At 66.7% G+C, this 19163-nt stretch carries 16 protein-coding genes and 5 pseudogenes; 7 read left to right on the top strand and 14 right to left on the bottom strand.

Annotated features, from left to right (window positions below):
• Positions 1–67 precede the first annotated feature (67 nt).
• The 4 genes from MBELCI_RS01670 to dapD all read right to left on the bottom strand — a co-directional run bounded on the left by MBELCI_RS01670 (position 68) and on the right by dapD (position 2855).
• On the bottom strand, positions 68–433 hold the full coding sequence (locus MBELCI_RS01670; RefSeq protein WP_021692400.1) for a DUF8846 family protein: 366 nt from the start codon (positions 431–433) through the stop codon (positions 68–70).
• A 107-nt stretch (positions 434–540) separates the two neighbouring features.
• The gene (locus MBELCI_RS01665; RefSeq protein WP_045319560.1) at positions 541–798 is read right to left on the bottom strand and encodes a GlsB/YeaQ/YmgE family stress response membrane protein; all 258 of its coding nucleotides are present in this window, start codon (positions 796–798) and stop codon (positions 541–543) included.
• A gap of 132 nt (positions 799–930) precedes the next feature.
• The gene (locus MBELCI_RS01660; protein ID WP_045319559.1) at positions 931–1959 is read right to left on the bottom strand and encodes a sodium:calcium antiporter; all 1029 of its coding nucleotides are present in this window, start codon (positions 1957–1959) and stop codon (positions 931–933) included.
• Positions 1960–2021: 62 nt separating this feature from the next.
• On the bottom strand, positions 2022–2855 hold the full coding sequence (dapD, locus tag MBELCI_RS01655) for a 2,3,4,5-tetrahydropyridine-2,6-dicarboxylate N-succinyltransferase (RefSeq protein WP_021692397.1): 834 nt from the start codon (positions 2853–2855) through the stop codon (positions 2022–2024).
• Positions 2856–2945: 90 nt separating this feature from the next.
• Here dapD and MBELCI_RS01650 point away from each other — a divergent pair, with 90 nt between their 5' ends.
• Positions 2946–3797: an LOG family protein gene (locus MBELCI_RS01650; protein WP_021692396.1), complete on the top strand. Its 852-nt coding sequence runs from the start codon at positions 2946–2948 to the stop codon at positions 3795–3797.
• Between the two features lie 152 nt (positions 3798–3949).
• Here MBELCI_RS01650 and MBELCI_RS01645 read toward each other — a convergent pair whose 3' ends face one another.
• The 6 genes and pseudogenes from MBELCI_RS01645 to serB form a co-directional block, all read right to left on the bottom strand.
• A complete protein-coding gene (locus MBELCI_RS01645; RefSeq protein ID WP_021692395.1) occupies positions 3950–4162 on the bottom strand; it encodes a hypervirulence associated TUDOR domain-containing protein in 213 nt (70 codons plus the stop codon).
• 61 nt (positions 4163–4223) lie between these two features.
• Entirely contained in the window at positions 4224–5024 is an 801-nt protein-coding gene (locus MBELCI_RS01640; protein ID WP_021692394.1) for a hypothetical protein, read from the bottom strand.
• 39 nt (positions 5025–5063) lie between these two features.
• On the bottom strand, positions 5064–6251 hold the full coding sequence (rlmN, locus tag MBELCI_RS01635) for a dual-specificity RNA methyltransferase RlmN (RefSeq protein WP_021692393.1): 1188 nt from the start codon (positions 6249–6251) through the stop codon (positions 5064–5066).
• A 108-nt stretch (positions 6252–6359) separates the two neighbouring features.
• A pseudogene (locus tag MBELCI_RS01630) lies at positions 6360–6898 on the bottom strand (invasion associated locus B family protein).
• Between the two features lie 475 nt (positions 6899–7373).
• Positions 7374–7697, bottom strand: a complete 324-nt coding sequence (locus MBELCI_RS01625; protein ID WP_021692391.1) for a YciI family protein — start codon at positions 7695–7697, stop codon at positions 7374–7376.
• A gap of 76 nt (positions 7698–7773) precedes the next feature.
• The gene (serB, locus tag MBELCI_RS01620; protein WP_045319558.1) at positions 7774–8646 is read right to left on the bottom strand and encodes a phosphoserine phosphatase SerB; all 873 of its coding nucleotides are present in this window, start codon (positions 8644–8646) and stop codon (positions 7774–7776) included.
• Between the two features lie 159 nt (positions 8647–8805).
• On the opposite strand from serB, the pseudogene MBELCI_RS01615 reads away from it, so the two are divergent.
• The 6 genes and pseudogenes from MBELCI_RS01615 to MBELCI_RS01590 all read left to right on the top strand — a co-directional run bounded on the left by MBELCI_RS01615 (position 8806) and on the right by MBELCI_RS01590 (position 15082).
• A pseudogene (locus MBELCI_RS01615) lies at positions 8806–9959 on the top strand (phosphoserine transaminase).
• 84 nt (positions 9960–10043) lie between these two features.
• A complete protein-coding gene (gene serA / locus MBELCI_RS01610) occupies positions 10044–11639 on the top strand; it encodes a phosphoglycerate dehydrogenase (RefSeq protein WP_021692388.1) in 1596 nt (531 codons plus the stop codon).
• A gap of 197 nt (positions 11640–11836) precedes the next feature.
• Positions 11837–12889: a tRNA 2-selenouridine(34) synthase MnmH gene (gene mnmH / locus MBELCI_RS01605; RefSeq protein ID WP_021692387.1), complete on the top strand. Its 1053-nt coding sequence runs from the start codon at positions 11837–11839 to the stop codon at positions 12887–12889.
• A 51-nt stretch (positions 12890–12940) separates the two neighbouring features.
• Positions 12941–13543: a bifunctional nicotinamidase/pyrazinamidase gene (pncA, locus tag MBELCI_RS01600; protein ID WP_021692386.1), complete on the top strand. Its 603-nt coding sequence runs from the start codon at positions 12941–12943 to the stop codon at positions 13541–13543.
• Positions 13540–14827, top strand: a pseudogene (gene pncB / locus MBELCI_RS01595) (nicotinate phosphoribosyltransferase). Before pncA ends, pncB begins: the two are co-directional and overlap by 4 nt.
• A 15-nt stretch (positions 14828–14842) precedes the next feature.
• The gene (locus MBELCI_RS01590) at positions 14843–15082 is read left to right on the top strand and encodes an Lrp/AsnC ligand binding domain-containing protein (RefSeq protein ID WP_021692384.1); all 240 of its coding nucleotides are present in this window, start codon (positions 14843–14845) and stop codon (positions 15080–15082) included.
• A gap of 77 nt (positions 15083–15159) precedes the next feature.
• On the opposite strand, the gene arfB is transcribed toward MBELCI_RS01590, so the two are convergent.
• From arfB to MBELCI_RS01570, 4 genes and pseudogenes are all read right to left on the bottom strand, one after another.
• Entirely contained in the window at positions 15160–15576 is a 417-nt protein-coding gene (arfB, locus tag MBELCI_RS01585) for an alternative ribosome rescue aminoacyl-tRNA hydrolase ArfB (RefSeq protein WP_021692383.1), read from the bottom strand.
• A 368-nt stretch (positions 15577–15944) separates the two neighbouring features.
• A pseudogene (locus MBELCI_RS01580) lies at positions 15945–16789 on the bottom strand (esterase-like activity of phytase family protein).
• Between the two features lie 13 nt (positions 16790–16802).
• Positions 16803–17719 (bottom strand): annotated as a pseudogene (mepA, locus tag MBELCI_RS01575) (penicillin-insensitive murein endopeptidase).
• Positions 17716–19077 carry an MFS transporter gene (locus MBELCI_RS01570; RefSeq protein WP_021692380.1) on the bottom strand — a complete coding sequence of 454 codons (1362 nt, stop codon included), beginning with the start codon at positions 19075–19077 and terminating at the stop codon, positions 17716–17718. Before MBELCI_RS01570 ends, mepA begins: the two are co-directional and overlap by 4 nt.
• Positions 19078–19163: the final 86 nt, after the last annotated feature.

Here is a 19163-nt window from a genome sequence, read left to right as displayed (position 1 = left end):
CCTTCGGCTCGGAGAAGGCGTAACGCGCGGGCCGGGCGGTTTCAATCGACCGGGATCGCGGAGCGGATCAATGAAGCGTGTCGGAACCGCCCTTGGCGTCCTCGAAGAACGGGGTCATCTGCGCCACGATGACCGAGTTCTCCTCGAGCGCGCGGCCCATCAGTTCGCGCTCCTCCTCCTCGATGTCGTGACCTTCGGCCAGACGCTCGTCGAGCGTGCCGTAGCCGGTGACATCCAGAGGGGCGAGATCGGCCTGCTTGAGGATCGCCACGGTCTCGCGCACCGCCTCGGCCTCGTCGACGCCCGAGGCATAGCACATCAGTGCGGCGCCGGTGGCTTCCTCGGGGAGGCCGTCGCCCTGCTTGCGGCCGACCTCGACCAGCAGCGTGTAGACCTGCTGCACCCGCTTGGGCTTGTCCTGCTTCTCGGCCATGCGCGTCTCCCTCATTCGATCGGCAGGCAGGTGGCATCGCGGGGCCGGATACGCAAGACCCCGCGCCTTGCTGGCGCGGGGTCTCGGTTGTCCGATCCTGCCGGATGTCAGGCGCGTTTGCCGCGCACCAACCGGGCGAGGAAGATCAGGATGCAGGCACCGATGAAGCCCGCGATCAGCGATCCGATCCAGCCCACGAGTGCCTCGCCCATGATCAGGCTCAGCAGCCAGTTGAACAGCAGCGCGCCGAGGATGCCGATGATGATGTTCATCAACAGACCCATATCCGCCTTCATCACCTTTTCGGCCAGCCATCCGGCGATCGCGCCGATGATGATGGTCATGAACCAACCCACACCCGTCATGTCGTCACTCCAAACCTGAGGCCCGGACATTCCGGGCTGTTGCAGCGGTAACCAGCCGCTCACGAAATCGTTCCCCGCCGCGCGATATTGGTCTGCGGCCTGGCCTGATCGGGCGACATCGGGACATTGGCCTTACCCCACGACCTCGACCGTGGCGGCGATGGCATAGACCGCAAGCATGGCGACGCTCTCGAAGCCGATCCTCGCGGGGCCCTCGCGCTGCCGCGCGATCAGCCCGGCCAGCAGGATGCCGGTCATCAAGAGCCCGGTGCCGAGCCAGTAGAGGTCGGTCGTGCCGACCGCGTGATAGAGCGAGCCTTCACGCAGGCTCAGATCCGAGATCACGAGAAACAGCGTGTCGAAGGTGTTGCCGCCGATGATCCCGCCGACGGCAAGTTGCAGCGCCCCGCGTCGCACCGCGACGATGGTGGTCACGAATTCGGGGAGCGAGGTCACCACGGCGGTGATCAGCGATCCCACGAGGCCAGAGCGCAGCCCGAAGCGTTCGATGAAGGCGCTGCCGACCTGCGCTATCACGAAGCCGCCCACCCCCATCACCAGCACCAGCCCCGCAAAGCGCAGAGCCGGGCCGGTCACCGAGCGGCCGGCCTCGTCTTCGTCCTCCGGCTCGTCTGTGCGGGTCTCGGAGGTCATCACAGGGCGCCACATCGGCTCTTCGGAGACACGGGCCGAGACGCGAACGCCGTAGAGATAGACGAGGAACAGCACCACCGAGACGGGATGCACGCCGAAATAGGAGATGTCCGGCCCCGCGATGGCGCAAAGCGGCAGGCTGAGCAGGATCATCAGCATCACCGCCTGAAACAGGTTGGCGGGCTCCGCGGCGGCGTGTTCGAGATTGGCGCGGCGGTAGATCAGGTCGGCGATGGCGAGAAACAGGGTCTGCGCCGCGATGCCGCCCACCGCGTTCGAAAAGGCGAAGGAGGCGTCACCGTCGAGCGCGGCGTTGACCGAGACCACCACGCCCGCGAGCGAGGTCGCGCCTCCGAGGATGATGCCTCCCGCCATCGCCTCGCCCATGGAGGTGCGGTCGGCGATGATGTCGGCCAGCCGGGTGGCCCGGATCGATGAGAAGATGACGGCCGCCCCCGCGAGAGCGAAGACGGCCAGCAAAAGCGGAAGGGACAGGCTCTGGATCATGCCCACCCAAGGTCCGGGCGGCGGGAGCGGTTCCTGCGCCCGCGCCCGGAACGCGGCGTCGATCAGTCGCGCAACAGCTCGTTGATGCCGGTCTTGGAGCGGGTCTGGGCGTCGACCTTCTTGACGATCACGGCGCAGTAGAGGTTCACGCCGCCCTTCGAGGGCAACGAGCCCGAGACCACGACCGAATAGGGCGGGATCTCGCCATAGCTGACTTCGCCGGTCTCGCGGTCGAAGATCTTGGTCGACTTGCCGATATAGACCCCCATGCCAAGCACCGAGCCCTCGCGGACGATGCAGCCCTCGACCACCTCGGAGCGCGCGCCGATGAAGCAGTTGTCCTCGATGATGGTCGGGTCGGCCTGCAGCGGTTCGAGCACACCGCCGATGCCGACGCCGCCCGAGAGGTGCACGTTCTTGCCGATCTGCGCGCAGGAGCCGACGGTGGCCCAGGTGTCGACCATGGTGCCGCTGTCGACATGGGCGCCGAGGTTGACGAAGGAGGGCATCAGCACCACGCCGGGCGCGATATAGGCCGAGCGGCGCACGATGGCGTTGGGCACGGCGCGAAAGCCCGCCTCGCGCCAGCGGTTCTCGCCCCAGCCCTCGAACTTGCTGTCGACCTTGTCCCACCAGCCGCTGCCCTGCGGGCCGCCCGACTGCATCTCCATGTCCTTGATGCGAAACCCGAGGAGCACCGCCTTCTTGGCCCATTGGTTCACGTGCCAGTCCTGCCCGCGCTTTTCGGCGACGCGCAGCTTGCCGGAATCGAGGGCGTTCAACGTGTCCTCGATCGCCTCGCGGGTCTCGCCGGTGGTCTGGGGCGTGATCGTGTCGCGCGCCTCCCAGGCGGCCTCAATCGCGGTTTCGAGCTGGGCGGTGTTGGTATCGGCCATGGGGCGGGCTCCGGTTTGTGATGCGGCTCGGCTGCGGCTATAGACCGGATGCGGCAATCGGCGCAACGCGCCCCAGGGTAAGGAACCGGCATGACCAAGGACAGACGACACCTCATGCGCGACAGCCACGAGGACCAGCGCACCGCCGATCAGGTGCCCCAGACGCCGCAGACCATGTCACCCTCCTACCGTCTCGCTTTTGCCGACGAGCAGTTCCTGCTGCGCGACGACCTGCGCCCGGTGCGCTGGCAGCTCGAACTTCTGAAGCCCGAACTGCTGATGAACGAGGCAGGGGTCAACTCGACCGTGGTGCTGTTCGGCGGCGCGCGCATCCCCGAGCCCGCGCGCAAGGTCACGGCGCGGACCCAGACGCTGGCCGATCTCTCGGCCTTCTACGAGGAGGCGCGGCGCTTCGCGCACCGGGTCACCGAATGGTCGCTGGAGACCGGCGGCACCGAGAACGTCATCGTCACCGGTGGCGGCCCCGGCGTGATGGAGGCGGGCAATCGCGGCGCGCAGGAAGCGGGCGGGCGTTCGGTCGGCCTCAACATCGTTCTGCCGCACGAGCAGGCCCCGAACCCCTATGTGACGCCGGAACTGGCGTTCAACTTCCATTACTTCGCGATCCGCAAGATGCATTTCCTGATGCGCGCCAAGGCGGTCTGCGTCTTCCCCGGCGGGTTCGGCACGCTTGATGAGCTGTTCGAGGCGCTGACGCTGATCCAGACCGGACGGATGAAGCGGGTGCCCTTCCTGCTGTTCGGCCGCGATTTCTGGGAGCGAATCGTCAACTGGGAGGCGCTGGCCGAGGCCGGCACCATCGCTGACGAGGACCTGCAGCTGTTCAAGTTCGTCGAAACCGCCGACGAAGCCTTCGAGGCAATGCGCAGCTGGACCCATGCGGGCGAGCGGCGCGAGCATATTCCCGGCCGGGAGGAATAGGCCACGCCACCGGGGCAGGGGGCCCGGACCTGCGCGAGGCCGCTCCTATGCATCGAAAAGCGCGCCGCCGGGCCACGGCGGCGCGCTTTTCGCTTCTCAGGGGACTGTGCGATCTCCGGCGCGCCGCGGTCGGGTCTCCCTCGGGCCTGCGCTCACGCCTTCGAGATCTCCGTTTCTCCCTTGAGCACCTCGTCGCCATCCTCCTGCTCGATCAGATAGGCGGGATCGTCCTCGCTGGCGTTGCGGGTGATCTCGGAGCCTTTGATCGTGCGGGTGATCTTGCGGGTATAGACCTTGGTGATCGTGCCGGTGCCGGTGCCGTTGCCCCAGCTCCATTTCACCTTGTCGCCTTCGGAATGGCTCATGGCCGTGCCTCCGTTTTCGGTTGCACGGCCAACGAGCGGTGGCGGCGGCGGGTTCCGCGCCTCAGACGGTGGTGGCGGCGGGTCGGGTCTGGCCCGTCTGCTGGCCCGTCTGCTGCCCGGCCTGCGCCAGCATCCGCAGCTCGGCCTGATTGCGGCCGACACGCATCCGCAGCGCCTCTGGCAGCTCTTCGGACGTTTTGCCCTGCGCCGCGGCCGCCAGATCGCGGGTCTGCGCCATCAGCGCGGTGGCGCGCATCTCGCGGTTGGCCTTGGAACGGGCGGGCACGAGGAACAGCGGCGTCAGCGTCTTCAGCTCGGGCTTGTCTTCGATCAGCGCGTCGTAGCCGGGCTGATCCGTGATCGCGGCGATCTCGTGGTGAAAGCCGATCTGGCCGGGCACCAGCAGGTAGGCCTGCAGGTTGCGGCTCGCGTTGCGCAGCCGCAACACCGAGTGTTCGACATGCATCTTGAGCTTGAAGGACGCCACGGGTTTGAGCGCGTCGAACTCCTTGGGCAGGGTCTTTTGTGGCATGCCGAGAAGCCGCGCCATCGCCTTGAGCACGTCGAGCGTCGAGGAGACACCCAGCGCCTTGAGGAACCGCTCGCCCGAAGTCTTGGAGGCGCTCTCGTTCTTGGCCGGCCCGTCGCCCTTGGGCACGTAGAACGAGATGCCGTTGGCCAGCGGGATCGCGCCGGTCTGGGTCACCGGTCCGGTGTGCTTGCCCTCCTGCGCGGTGGCGTCCCAGACGTAGACGTCGCGCCAGACGGCGCGCGCGATGACCGGATCGCCGAGGATCGCTTCGCGCGTCCTCGCATCCACCGCCGCCACGTCGAATTCGATCCCGTTGAGCTTGATCTTCACGGCTCTCTCCCTCGTGGCGCGCGGTCGATCCCGCGCGCCTTATCCCTGAACGTCGGCCGCGATCTCGGCGCGGCTCTTGCGCGCGCGCTCGGTCGCGGACTTCAACTGGCCGCAGGCGGCCATGATGTCCTCGCCGCGCGGCGTGCGAATGGGGCTGGCATAGCCCGCCTTGTAGATGATGTCGGCAAAGGCCCTGATCCGGTTGTTCGACGACCGCTCATAGGGCGAGCCGGGCCATTCATTGAAGGGGATCAGGTTGATCTTGGCCGGGATGCCCTCGATCAGCTTCACGAGACGGCGCGCGTCCTCGTCGCTGTCGTTCACATCCTTGAGCATGACGTATTCGAACGTGATCCGCTCTGAGTTCGACAGCTTGGGATAGGCCTTGAGCGCCTGCAGAAGCTTTTCGATGTTCCATTTCTTGTTGATCGGCACCAGCTTGTCGCGCACCTCGTCGGTGGTGGCGTGAAAGCTCACCGCCAGCATGCAACCGATCTCCTCGGCGGTGCGGGCGATCTCGGGCACGACTCCGCTCGTGGACAGCGTGATGCGGCGGCGCGAGAGCGACAGCCCCTCGCCATCCATGGCGATCTTCATCGCGTCGCGCACGCCCTCGAAATTGTAGAGCGGCTCGCCCATGCCCATCAGCACGATGTTCGACAAAAGCCGCGTCTCGTCCTTGGGCGCGCCCGGCGTGGGCCATTCCTCGAGATCGTCGCGCGCCAGCATGACCTGACCGATGATCTCGCCAGCGGTGAGGTTGCGCACCAGCTTCTGGGTGCCGGTGTGGCAGAACGAGCAAGTGAGCGTGCAACCCACCTGACTGGAGATGCACAGCGTGCCGCGATCGGTCTCGGGGATATAGACCACCTCGACCTCATGACCGCCGGCGATCCGCACGAGATACTTGCGCGTGCCGTCGGAGGAGACCTGCTTCGAGACGATCTCGGGCAAGGAAATCACGAAGTTCGCCGCCAAGAGCTCGCGGTAGGGTTTGGCGAGGTTGGTCATCGCCTCGAAGTCGCGCACGCCCCAATGGTAGATCCACTGCCAGATCTGGTTCACCCGCATCTTGGCCTGTTTCTCGGGCGTGCCCGCCGCGATCAGCGCCTCGCGCATCGCGTCTCGGCTCATGCCGACGAGGTTGGGCAGGCCCGGCGCGGCCTTGCGCGGGATGGTCATCACGTCCTGCGTGATCGGGGAAGTCGGGGCGACGGGGGCGGTCATCGGGGTACCTCGGGGCCGGGGGTGCCCGGCTCATATGGGAAAGCGGGCCCGGTCATCAAGGAAAACCGGCCCCGCTTCAGTGTAACATGGCGCCCCGGGGGACGTGGATCAGCTCGTGCAGCGCTTGGCCGCCTCGTCTACCGCGGCGGTGAAGCCCAGCAGCGAGAAGGTGTCCTTGGTTTGGGTGCCGCGGCCGGACCGGCCGGTCAGCACCGCATCGGCGCCGCGCTTCATCGCCGTGACGATGGCGGCGTCATCCTGCGGCGTGGCGGGCCAGGCCCAGTCGCCTTCGGTGAAGAGCTGGAAGTCCTGACCACCCACTTCGAGCGTCACGGTGGAGCCCGAGGCGAAGGGGTAGCCGCCGGTGAAGGTCACCTGACCGTTGACGCCTGTGCGGGGCGATAGAACACGAAAAGAAGGGTTTCGCCGCGGCTCACGGTGACGGGCTGGCCGTCCTTGGTGTTGAGCTGGCTCTTGGGGGCCGAGACGCCAAAGCACTCGACCGGATCGGTTTCCTGAAACACGCTCCAATCGGTCTCTGCGGCGACGCGGTTCGACGCCTCCTGCGCGGCGGCGTTCGTGGCGGCGGCGGCGATCAGCGCGCCTGCCGACAGGGACCCAATCGCGCGGAAAAGTCGTGACATCATGTAGCAGCCTCCAGCTGTCTGGCCTCGTGGATGCCCCCGGCGCCTTTTCGACTGGAAGGGGCGGGTTCAACTCGATAGCCAGAGGCTTATCAAGATTCCCGCCCCATGGGAAAGCCCTGCCCGGTCACATGTCTGCGCGGATATCCGCGCAGACAGGGGCCTCGGACCCTCACTCTGGAACTGTGGCGGCTTTGCCACTGGGTATGGTCGGAAGACCACATGGAGGATCACATGGATGCAGGATGATGGGCTGGGAACGAGACATGGCACCTCGCCGCAATCCTGATACGCCCCGGCATGTTCGGCCCGAAGCGCCCGGCGACAAGAAAGCGTCTGATGCCGGTGCTCCGAAACTGGCGCGGCCCGCGTCGGCGCTCTTGAGCTAAGCGAAACGCCCATTGCCGGGCCTGGCGCCAAGAGGCGGTGCCGCGCATGAGGGTCGCTGGCCGGACCTCGCAGAGGACCCGGCCATCCGTCACATCTCCATGGCCTCGCAGACCTCGACGCTGCCGCCATCGGCGACCATCGGACAGTCCTTGGCCATGGAAATCGCCGCGTCGATGTCGGGCGCGGTGACCAGCGTGTAGCCGTAGACGGGGTTGGCACCACCATCATGCGTCACGCCGCTCTGGCTCACGGTATGGGATTTCCCGGCCGGCGCGCCCTCGTCGACGATGTTGTCGCGAATGCCATCCATCCAGCCCTGCCAGCGGGCCATTGCCTCGCGACCCGCTTCTTCGCTCTCGGGCGGGCTCATCCCGTTGCCGTGGTAGATATACATGAAACGCTTGTCTGCCATGTCGTCCTCCCCAGTGGCGGGGCGGCCACTGCCTGCCCCTGCGTCAGTGTCGGACGACAAACCGAGTCGCGCAAGATCAAATAGAGAACATTTCCTTTCGGTAGCCTTGAATATAGAGCAGTGCCGTCAGGTCGCCATGGTTCACCCGCACCTCGCACTGTTCCGCCACCACCGGCTTGGCATGGAGCGCAACGCCCGTTCCGGCCAGCCCAAGCATGCCGAGATCGTTGGCGCCGTCGCCCACGGCGATGACGTCATCGGGCATGATGCCGAGCCGTTCGGTGATCTCGTGCAGCGCCTGCACCTTGGCCTCGCGCCCGAGAATCGGGCGGGCCACATCGCCGGTGAGCCTGCCGCCTGCCGCCAGCAGCGTGTTGGCGCGATGCTCGTGAAAGCCCAGCGCCTCGGCCACCTTTTCGGTAAAGGCGGTGAAGCCGCCCGAGACCAGCGCCGCGTGACCGCCATCGGCCTTCATCGTTGCGATGAGTTCGCGGCCGCCGGGCATGTGGGTGATCCGTTCGGCCAGAACTCGGGCGATCACCGCCTCGTCGAGGTCCCTGAGAAGGCCCACGCGCTCGATCAGCGCGCCCTCGAAATCGAGCTCTCCGTTCATCGCCCGCTTGGTGATCTCGGCCACACGCGGGCCGACGCCGGCTTCGGCGGCCAGCTCGTCGATGCATTCCTGCTGGATCATGGTGCTGTCCATGTCGGCCAGAAGCATCTTCTTGCGGCGGCCTTTGCTGCGCTGGATCACCATGTCGACGCGGCTTGCCTGAAGATCGGCCCAGACCTGCCAGCGATTGTCCGGCACCATCGGGATCCCGAACTCCACCGCCTCGCCGGGGGCGAGCCAATCGAGCGCGGTGCCGCCCCAGGCGCTGCGCAGGTTTTCCGCCAGATGCGGGTCGAGAGGAGTGCCGGGTGCGGTGAGGAGCAGGGCGGTGAACATGGGGCGATGTTTCCGATAGTGACGCGGGATGGCCCGCTTGCGACGTTTGGCGGTGCCTTAACGGCAATTTCCCCGTTGTGAAAGCGCATGAGGGGGCGTAGATGCGGCGGCGGGACACCTCTCCCCAACGAGAGGCGCTTATCTGCAAGGATACCAGCAATGGTCAGCACGACTCCGGACGTTCGTCCGTCGAATCCGCGTTTTTCCTCCGGCCCCTGCGCCAAACCCCCCCAATGGAGCCTCGACAAGCTCTCTGACGCGCCGCTCGGCCGCTCGCACCGCGCCGCCATCGGCAAATCGAAGCTCGCCGCCGCGATCGAAGAGACGCGCGCGCTTCTGGGCGTGCCCGCCGATTATCGCATCGGCATCGTGCCCGCCTCGGACACCGGCGCCGTCGAGATGGCGATGTGGTCGATGCTCGGCGCTCGCAAGGCCACGATGGTCGCGTGGGAAAGCTTTGGCGCGGGCTGGGTCTCCGATGTGGTCAAGCAGCTCAAGATCGACGCCGAGGTGAGGACCGCCGACTACGGCCAGATCGTCGACATGGCGAGCCTGGACTACGACACCGACGTCGTTTTCACATGGAACGGCACCACCTCGGGCGTACGGGTGCCGAACGGCGATGCGATCCCGGCCGACCGCGAGGGTCTCACCATCTGCGACGCCACCTCGGCGGCCTTCGCGCAGGACCTGCCTTGGGACAAGCTCGACGTCACCACCTTCTCGTGGCAGAAGGTGATGGGCGGCGAGGCGGCGCATGGCATGCTGATTCTGAGCCCCCGTGCCGTCGAGCGGCTGGAGAGCTACACCCCCGCATGGCCGCTGCCCAAGATCTTCCGCATGACCAAGGGCGGCAAGCTGATCGAGGGCATCTTCAAGGGCGAGACGATCAACACGCCGTCGATGCTCTGCGTCGAGGATTACCTCGTCGCGCTGGCCTGGGGCCGCGAGGTCGGCGGACTGGAAGGGCTGAAGGCCCGCGCCGATGCCAACGCGCAGGCTGTCTGGGACTCTGCGAAAGCCGCGACTGGATCGCCAACCTCGCCGAGGACGAGGCGACCCGCTCGAACACCTCGGTCTGCCTGAAGTTCACCGATGAGCGCATCACCGACGGAGCCGCCTTCGCCAAGGCGGTCGCCAAGCGGCTTGAGAAGGAAGGCGTGGCGCTCGACATCGGCGCCTATCGCGATGCGCCCGCCGGCCTGCGCATCTGGTGCGGCGCCACGGTCGAGACCGCCGACATCGAGGCGCTGCTGCCCTGGCTCGACTGGGCCTTCCACGCCGAGATCGAGGCGCAGGCCGAAGCCGCCTGAAGCCTCTCGGGGCGCGCGTTTGACGCGCCCCGTCCTCCCCCATTCCCCGGACGCATTCCGTCCGACCGCCACAGGAGCATCCAAATGCCCAAGGTTCTCATCTCCGACGCCCTCTCCGACGCCGCCGTGCAGATCTTCCGCGATCGCGGCATCGAGGTCGATTTCCAGCCCAAGCTTGGCAAGGACAAGGAAAAGCTGGCCGAGATCATCGGCAACTATGACGGTCTTGCGATCCGCTCGGCCACCAAGGCCACCGAAAAGCTGATCGAGGCCGCGACCAACCTCAAGGTCATCGGCCGCGCCGGCATCGGCGTCGACAACGTCGACATCCCGGCGGCCTCGAAGAAGGGCATCATCGTGATGAACACGCCCTTCGGCAATTCGATCACCACCGCCGAGCACGCGATCTCGATGCTGATGGCCGTGGCGCGCCAGATCCCCGAGGCCAACGCCTCGACCCATGCGGGCAAGTGGGAGAAGTCGCGCTTCATGGGCGTCGAGGTCACCGGCAAGACGCTCGGCGTGATCGGGGCGGGCAATATCGGCTCGATCGTCATCGACCGCGCGCATGGCCTCAAGATGAAGGTCGTGGCCTATGACCCCTTCCTGTCGGAAGAGCGCGCCGCCCAGATCGGCGTCGAGAAGGTCGAGCTGGACGAGCTTCTGGGCCGTTCGGACTTCATCACCATGCACGTGCCGCTGACCGAGCAGACGAAGAACATCCTGTCCAGGGAAAACATCGCCAAGCTCAAGCCGAGCGTGCGCATCGTCAACTGCGCTCGCGGCGGTCTGGTGGACGAGGCAGCGCTGGCCGAGGCGATCACCGAAGGCCGCGTCGCCGGTGCCGCCTTCGACGTTTTCGCCGAGGAGCCTGCGACCAACTCGCCGCTGTTCAACCTGCCCAACGTCGTCGTCACGCCGCATCTCGGCGCCGCGACGAGCGAGGCGCAGGAAAACGTGGCGCTGCAGGTGGCCGAACAGATGTCGGACTACCTTCTGACCGGTGCCGTCACCAATGCCATCAACATGCCCTCGATCACCGCCGAAGAGGCCAAGGTGATGGGCCCTTGGATCGGCCTCTCGGGCCACCTTGGCAACTTCATCGGCCAGATGACCGACGAGCCGATCACCGCGATCAACATCCTCTATGACGGCGTCGTCTCGGAGATGAACCTCGCCGCGCTGAACTCGGCGCTGGTGGCGGGCATCATGCGCAAGGCGAACCCGGATGTGAACATGGTCTCCGCCCCGGTGATCGCCAAGGAGCGCGGCATCCAGATCTCGACCACCAAGCAGGATCAGTCCGGCACCTTCGAGGGCTACGTCAAGGTCACCGTGACCACCGACAAGCGCGAGCGTTCGGTCGCGGGCACGGTGTTCTCGGACGGCAAGCCGCGCTTCATCCAGATCAAGGGCATCAACATCGACGCCGAGATCGGCCGCCACATGGTCTATACCACCAATCAGGACGTGCCGGGCATCATCGGTGTGCTGGGCACCATGATGGGCGAGAACGGCGTGAACATCGCCAACTTCACCTTGGGCCGCAACCAGCGCGCCGGCGAGGCGATCGCCATCCTCTATGCTGACGAGGCGGTCTCCGAAGGGGTGCTGCAGAAGCTGCGCGACACCGGCAAGTTCCAGCAGGTCAAGGCGCTGACCTTCGACGTCGAGGAGTGATCCTCGCCGCAAGGCAGGGTAGGGGGCCGCGGTGGCGCACCGCGGCCCCTTGTCGTTCGAGGCGTATCCTGCGGCAACTTTACACTTCAAATACTCATATCCCGCCGCATCCGAACGGTGCGCCATGAGTAGTTGGAGAGTGAGGTTGCCAGGAGCCGCGCTTTCCGAGCATCCGTGATCGCTATAGGGAGAACCGCATGAGCACCCGTTTCGAGACCATCCCTGCCTTTCTCGACCACGGCTTCGACGACGTGATCGACGTGCGCAGCCCCGCCGAGTTTGCCGAGGACCACGTCCCCGGTGCGATCAGCCTGCCGGTCCTGTCCAATGCCGAGCGGGCCGAGGTCGGCACGATCTACAAGCAGATCTCGCCCTTCGACGCGCGCAAGATCGGCGCGGCCATCGTCGCGCGCAACGCCGCCGAGCATATCGCCGGGCCGCTCGCCGATCGCGAATATCGCTGGAAGCCATTGGTCTATTGCTGGCGCGGCGGGCAGCGGTCGAACTCCTTCGCCTCGATCCTGACCCAGATCGGCTGGCGCGCCGAGGTGGTGGAGGGCGGCTACCAGACATGGCGGCGGCTGGTGCATACGGCGCTCTACGAGGCCGTCCTGCCGCATCGGCTCGTGCTGCTCGACGGCTTTACTGGCACCGCCAAGACCGCGCTGCTGCCGCTGGTCGAGGCGCGCGGCGGGCAGGTGCTCGATCTCGAAGGGCTGGCCAACCATCGCGGCTCGCTTCTGGGGGGCGATCCGGCCGACCAGCCCGCGCAGAAGGGCTTCGAGAGCCGGTTGGCCGAACGCCTCGCCCGGCTCGACCCCGAGCGTCCCGTGCTCGTCGAGGCCGAAAGCTCCAAGATCGGTCGGATCACCCTGCCGCCTTCGCTCTGGGCGCTGATGACCCGCGCGCCGCGTATCGAGATCACTGCACCGATCGAGGCGCGTGCCGCATTCCTCGCCCGCCGGTACGAGGATGTCAGTGCCGATCCCGCGCGGCTGTCGCGTCTTCTCGATCAATTGAGGACGCATCGCGGCCACGAGGTGGTCGATGGCTGGCAGGCGCTCCTGTCCGAGGGCCGCATGGTCGAGCTGTCGGCGGCGCTGATGATCGAGCATTACGACCCGGCCTATGCCCGGTCGCGCGCCGCACATGATCCGCAATTCGCGGCCACCGTCGCGGCGCAATCGCTCGACGCGGACGGCCTCGCCCGTGCGGCCGAAGAGATCGTGGCGGCGATGCACGCCATTTGACGCAGGCCGGCCAGCAGCTTACCTCGGTGACATAGACCGGAGGAGAGAGCCATGCGCCCCGCCAACGAGGCCCTGATCGTCATCGACATGCAGAACGACTTCTGCCCTGGCGGCGCGCTGGCCGTGGCCGAGGGCGACACCATCGTTCCGGGCATCAACGCTCTGATGCAGGAGTTCCGCGCAGTGGTGCTGACGCAGGACTGGCACCCGGCCGATCACCTCTCCTTCGCGAGCCAGCACGAGAACGCGGCACCGATGTCGATGACCGAGATGCCCTACGGGCCGCAGGTGCTCTGGCCCGACCACTGCGTGCAGGGCACGAATGGCGCGGACTTCCACCCCGACCTGCGGACCGACGCCGACCTCATCATCCGCAAGGGATTCCGGCGCGAGATCGACAGCTACTCGGCCTTCTTCGAGAACGACCACGAAACGCCGACCGGGCTGCACGGCTACCTGTCCGAGCGTGGCATCACCGGGATCACGCTTGCAGGCCTCGCCACGGATTTCTGCGTGAACTACTCCGCGCTCGACGGCGCGAAGCTCGGCTACAAGGTCACGGTGATCGAGAGCCTGTCGCGCGGGATCGACCTCGACGGCAGCCTCGAGGATGCGCGCCAGGCGATGCTCGATGCCGGCGTGGTGCTGGACTGATGGACATCGCCACCCGCGTCTGGAACCACAAGTGGAAGATCGACCCGATCGTCCGTTCGCTGATCGACACAGATTTCTACAAACTTCTGATGTGCCAGTCGGTGTTTCGCAACCACCGCGACACGCAGGTCACCTTCTCCCTGATCAACCGCACCAAGTCGATCCGCCTCGCGGACCTGATCGACGAGGGCGAGTTGCGCGAGCAGCTCGACCATATCCGCTCGCTCTCGCTCACCCGCGGCGAAAGCACTTGGCTGCGCGGCAACACCTTCTATGGCAAGCGGCAGATGTTCCGTCCCGACTTCATGGAGTGTTCGAGGGGCTGCGACTGCGCCCTACCACCTCGAGAAGCGCGACGGGCAGTACGAGCTGACCTTCGAAGGGGCGTGGCCCGAGGTGATGCTGTGGGAGATCCCGGCGCTCGCGGTCCTCATGGAGCTGCGCTCGCGCGCAGTCCTCAACGACATGGGGCGGTTCGAGCTTCAGGTGCTTTATGCCCGCGCCATGACCCGCACATGGGAAAAGGTCGAGCGTCTGCGCGGTACCCAAGGTCTGCGCATCGCCGATTTCGGCACCCGCCGTCGCCACAGCTTTCTGTGGCAGGACTGGTGCGTGCAGGCGATGCTCGAAGGCATGGGCGCGAGCTTTGCCGGGACCTCGAACTGCCTCATCGCCAAGAACCGCGACCTCGAAGCCATCGGCACCAACGCGCATGAACTGCCCATGGTCTATGCCGCCCTCACCGACAGCGACGAGGCGCTGGCCGAGGCGCCCTACCGCGTGCTCGCCGACTGGCATGACGAGCATGAGGGCAACCTGCGCGTCATCCTGCCCGACACCTACGGCACCCAAGGCTTCCTCGACCGTGCGCCCGACTGGCTCGCCGGCTGGACCGGCATCCGCATCGACTCGGGCGATCCGGCCACCGGGGCCGAGACGGCGATCAAGTGGTGGCAGGAGCGCGGCGAGGACCCGCGCGAAAAGCTGGTGATCTTCTCCGACGGGCTGGATGCGGACAAGATCCTCGACCTGCATGCGCGCTTCGTGGGCCGGGTGAAGGTGAGCTTTGGCTGGGGCACGATGCTGACCAACGACTTCAAGGGGCTGGCGGGCGACGCGCTCGCGCCCTTCTCCCTCGTCTGCAAGGCCGTCGCCGCCGAGGGCCGCCCCACCGTGAAGCTTTCGGACAACCCCGAAAAGGCGATGGGCCCGGCCTCCGAGATCGCCCGCTACAAGCGCGTCTTCGGCGTCGGCCCACAGGACGCTATTCCCGTCACCGTCTGACCCCGGAGAAATCCCATGTCGCTCCCGCTCTTCGTCCAGATCCGCTGCACCCCCGGCACCACCTACAAGGTGGCCGACGCCATCGCGCTCAAGGAAATCCACTCCGAGCTCTATTCGACTTCGGGGGGCTTCGACCTCTTGGTGAAGATCTATGTCCCCGAGGGCGAGGATATCGGCATGTATCTCAATGAGCATCTGATGGGCATCGAGGGGATCGAGCGGACGCTGACGACGCAGACGTTTCGGGTGTTCTAGATTGATAGGCGAGAGTAGGAGAACAGATCATCTTGCTCGTTCAATCTCCAACGAGACGCTTCCCAGAAGCTTAAGTCTCAATCCTCCGGCCCCTTCCTGAGCGCCTTCACCTCGCCGCGCTGCTTTTTCGCCTCCAACCGCCGCCGCACCGATCCCTTCGTCGGCTTCGTCGGCACGCGTCGCTTCGGCACATGCACCGCTGCGCGGATCAGTTCGGCCAGCCGCTCGCGGGCGATCTCGCGGTTGCGGGGCTGGTGGCGGGTGTCCTGCACGAAGATGACGACAGCTCCGTCATTGGTCCAGCGCCGCCCGGCAAGCCGCCTGAGCCGCCTTTTAACCGGGTCGGGCAGGTTGGGTGAACGCTCGGCCTCGAAGCGCAGCTCCACTGCGGTGCTCACCTTGTTGACGTTCTGGCCGCCGGGGCCGGAAGCGCGGGTGAACTGCTCGGTCAGCTCCCAATCCTCGATGGTGATGCGGTCGTCGATCTGCAGCATGTATGTTCTCCGGGGCGTCGCCCCCCAGATAGCGCGCCCGGGCGGGCGATACAAAAAATGCCGCCCCGGCGACAAACGAAAAGGGCCGTTTCCGGCGATGGAAACGACCCTTCGAAGTTCAGGAGGTGGGTCGGTTAGACCGAGGTCCACCTGGTGGGTTGTTCGGCCAAGGGCTGCCTCAGCCGCGCACCCCCCAAGCTGTCCCGACACATTTCTCCAATACCCTTCTCGACACTGGATCACCTCCTTTCAATGAGTTTCGCCTGACCCAAAGCTGGCATGGAAGGCCGCGTCGTCAAACAGAAATTTTTGTGACGTTCCGTTGGGGAAGGTGAAGTGTTGCCGATCCCCGACAGGAGGCGGGATCGTCATTCATCCAGCGCGTATTCGACGAACTCGGTGCGCTGAAAGAAGCGGAAATTGTCATCGGAAACCATGGTGAGCCGGATCCGGCCGAGATCGTCGCGCCAGACCGAGATCCCTTCGAGGTTGTCATGCACGCCGACCCCGGTTTCGAGCAGCACCTCTTCGCCGGTGCCGTCGGGCGCGAAGCGGCGCACCCGGCTGCGAAATCCGATGCCCGCGAAATCGCGCTCGAGGAGGTAGAGCCGCCCGTCGGGCCGAAATCCGCCCCCGTGACGAGAAAGTTGTCGCGCCGCGGGAGCGAGAAGGGGATCGTCCACTGCCCGTCCTTCCAACGGTAGACCGGGAACGGCTTGTCGATCCGCCCCGAACGCTCGGGGATGGTATAGAGCGCGCCCGCCTCGTCGACCGCCAGCGCCTCGAGCGCGCTGTTGAACTGCATGTGGGGAAAGGCTTCGGGGCGCGGCAGGACCTCGGGGCCGTCCGGCCCGGTCTCCGATCGCACCCGCGCCTTGCCCTCGAACGAGATCCAGCGCCGCCCGTCAACTCCGATGGCCAGCCCCTCGCTGTCGGCCAGATGGGCCGTCATGATCCCCTCGCGCCCGGAACGCAGAGGTTCGGAACGCGCAATGTCGATGCCGGTGATGCGCCCTTCGGCATCTCGCTCGAACCGCCCGTCGATCATCCGTGCCCGGTCGCTCACGGTGATGAAGCCGAGCCCGCCGGCCTCGGTCTCGATCGCGGAGAACCCGCCCGAACGATGCGCGCTTTCGGGCCAGACATAGCTGCCGATGTAATCGGCCTGCTGCTGGGACGGCGCGCCGCCCGAAAGCAGGGCCGCCAGAACCATTGCCTTCATGGGCTCAGTCGCTCGTCAGAACAGCGGCGCACTGGCCGGGCAGATCCGCCATGGTGATCTCGCCCTTGGGCTTAGGCTCGGGCGCGTCGGGATCGGCGGGCGGGGCGGGGCGCGGGTTCAGGATGTTGGCCTGCCACTCGCGCGCGTCGTCGCAGCCGTCGCCCGGCGGCGGCGGGTCTTGGGCTTCGCAGGCGGTGTCGCCCGGCAGGCAATTCAGCCGCACGTGGAAATGCGTGTTGTGCCCGTACCACGGCCGCACCTTGTTGAGCCACGACCTGTCGCCGGTCTCGGCGTCGCACATCGCCACCTTGCGCCCGGAAAGATGAAGATCCGGGCCGTGCGCGGGTCCGAGGCCGCGGCCTTCACGAGCGCCATATGCTCGGGCGTCCAGTTGGCGTTGGTATAGGCGCCGCCGCGGGCCTGCATGTCGGTCGATGAGATCGCCTCACGCTCGGCCACCGAGAGGTCCAGCCGGTCGGCGCGGCGTAGCCAGATGTCGGCGTCGATGCCGGTCTGATGGCTGGCATGACCGGTGAGCATCGGGCCGCCGCGCGGCTGGCTCATGTCGCCGACATAGATGCCGTTCCAGCCGGGCAGGGCGGCGGCCTTGCGCGACAGGTCCTGAATGAAGTCGATGGCCTCCGGCTGCGCCCAGTTGCGGTTGCGCGACAGCCGCATCGCCTGCCAGGTCGGGCCGGTCTCGGCCAACTGCGCGCCGCCGGCCTGACAGCCCTTGGAGTAGAAGCCGATCGATTCTGGCCGCTGCGCCGAGGCCGTCGGGACATGGCCAAAGAGCTGCTTCGCCACGCGGGTGTCGTTGGTATTGTGGGTCGAGACCACGGCGCGCGGCGCGGGGGGCTCGCCTTCGCAGGCGGCGAGAAGGCCGAGGCCCAGCAGGGCGGCGGCGAGGGGGCGGATCATGCTGCTCGGTCTCCGTTCTTGTTGACCCATCCTAGCAGAAGCAGCCCCAGCGCGAACAGGGCGATCACCGGCACCAGACCGGCGCGCGTCGATCCGCTCATCCATGTGGCAAGGGTGATCGACAGCGGGGCGAGGAAAGCGGTGGCGCGGCCCGACAGCGCGAAAAGACCGAAGGCCTCGGTGGCCCGTTCGGGGTCGGCGTGGCGCACCATCAAGCTGCGCGAGGCCGAATAGAGCGCCCCGCCCGCCCCGCCGATCAGCGCGCCGCAGATGTAGAACAGGATGTCGGGGAGGGGTGAGCCGGGGGGCAGCGGCAGGCCGAACAGGCTGTCGCGCGTCATCGACACGATTAGCACCGACACCGCGATCAGCACCCACACCGACAAGCGGATCACCGGTTTGGGGCCGAGCCGTGCATCCGCGAGCCCGCCCGCCCATGTCAGGATCGCCGCCGAAATCGCGCCGATGATGCCGAACACGCCAATCTGGATCACCGACCAGCCGAGCACCAGCGTCGCATAGACCCCGCCAAAGGCATAGACCGCCGCCAGCGCGTCCCGGTAGAGCATCGAGGCGCCGAGAAACGCCGCGAGGCTGGGGCGGCGGGCCACATCGCGCAGCGACCTCCACAGGCGCGCCGCGACCACGCGCGGCGTCACCGGCACGCACGCCACCGGGCCCGCGTCGCGCACCCAGACAAAGAACGGCACGATGAACACCGCGTACCACAGCGCGATCACAGGCCCGACAGCGCGCGTGCCCTCGCGCGTTTCGGGGTCGAGCCCGAAGGCGGGCGGCCTGCCCAAAAGGGTCAGGCCCGCGTCATTCTCGGCCAGAAACAGCAGCATCAGGATCAGCGACACCACCCCGCCCCAATAGCCCAGCGCCGCGCCCGAGCCGGAGATCCGGCCGATCATCGGCCCCGTGGCGAGCGAGGGCAGCAGAGCGTTGTTGACGTTGGTGGCCGATTCGGCGGCGACGAAGCCCGCGAAGAACAGCACCAGCGCCGGGATCAGCATCTCGCCATCGGGTTCGAGGATCCACAACCCGGCGGCGCAGATCACGGCGATCGCCGAGAACGCCGCGATCCATGGCATCCGGCGGCCCGACGCGTCCGCCAGAGCTCCCAGCACCGGCGCGGTGAAGGCGATGAACAGCCCCGCCACCGTCTGCCCCGAGGCCCAGAGCGACTGGGCGCGCGCGTCGGCCAGCGCCTCCGGCAGCCCTTGGGCCGCGAAATGCGCGGTGGCGACGGCGGCGAAATAGGGGCCGAAGATGAAGGTGAGCCCCAGCGTCGCATAGGGCTGCTGCGCCAGATCGAAGATCATCCAGCCCCAGATCCGTCTCATCGTCGCCATGCCGGTCCCCTCGTCCTGTCGTGGCGGATCTGACAGGCAGGCAGGGGCCGGGGCAAGCGCCGATGCGGATGGGGGTCCGTTCGCTC

Origin of the sequence: Limimaricola cinnabarinus LL-001 (assembly GCF_000466965.1) — a bacterium.
Classification (GTDB): domain Bacteria; phylum Pseudomonadota; class Alphaproteobacteria; order Rhodobacterales; family Rhodobacteraceae; genus Limimaricola; species Limimaricola cinnabarinus.
This window is presented reverse-complemented; position numbering and strand designations above follow the sequence as displayed.

Bases quoted from the DNA above. Each gene is read 5' to 3' on its own strand.
- MBELCI_RS01670 (WP_021692400.1), bottom strand. From the start codon at position 433: ATGGCCGAGAAGCAGGACAAGCCCAAGCGGGTGCAGCAGGTCTACACG.
- MBELCI_RS01665 (WP_045319560.1), bottom strand. From the start codon at position 798: ATGACGGGTGTGGGTTGGTTCATGACCATCATCATCGGCGCGATCGCC.
- MBELCI_RS01660 (WP_045319559.1), bottom strand. From the start codon at position 1,959: ATGATCCAGAGCCTGTCCCTTCCGCTTTTGCTGGCCGTCTTCGCTCTC.
- dapD (WP_021692397.1), bottom strand. From the start codon at position 2,855: ATGGCCGATACCAACACCGCCCAGCTCGAAACCGCGATTGAGGCCGCC.
- MBELCI_RS01650 (WP_021692396.1), top strand. From the start codon at position 2,946: ATGACCAAGGACAGACGACACCTCATGCGCGACAGCCACGAGGACCAG.
- MBELCI_RS01645 (WP_021692395.1), bottom strand. From the start codon at position 4,162: ATGAGCCATTCCGAAGGCGACAAGGTGAAATGGAGCTGGGGCAACGGC.
- rlmN (WP_021692393.1), bottom strand. From the start codon at position 6,251: ATGACCGCCCCCGTCGCCCCGACTTCCCCGATCACGCAGGACGTGATG.
- MBELCI_RS01625 (WP_021692391.1), bottom strand. From the start codon at position 7,697: ATGGCAGACAAGCGTTTCATGTATATCTACCACGGCAACGGGATGAGC.
- serB (WP_045319558.1), bottom strand. From the start codon at position 8,646: ATGTTCACCGCCCTGCTCCTCACCGCACCCGGCACTCCTCTCGACCCG.
- serA (WP_021692388.1), top strand. From the start codon at position 10,044: ATGCCCAAGGTTCTCATCTCCGACGCCCTCTCCGACGCCGCCGTGCAG.
- mnmH (WP_021692387.1), top strand. From the start codon at position 11,837: ATGAGCACCCGTTTCGAGACCATCCCTGCCTTTCTCGACCACGGCTTC.
- pncA (WP_021692386.1), top strand. From the start codon at position 12,941: ATGCGCCCCGCCAACGAGGCCCTGATCGTCATCGACATGCAGAACGAC.
- MBELCI_RS01590 (WP_021692384.1), top strand. From the start codon at position 14,843: ATGTCGCTCCCGCTCTTCGTCCAGATCCGCTGCACCCCCGGCACCACC.
- arfB (WP_021692383.1), bottom strand. From the start codon at position 15,576: ATGCTGCAGATCGACGACCGCATCACCATCGAGGATTGGGAGCTGACC.
- MBELCI_RS01570 (WP_021692380.1), bottom strand. From the start codon at position 19,077: ATGGCGACGATGAGACGGATCTGGGGCTGGATGATCTTCGATCTGGCG.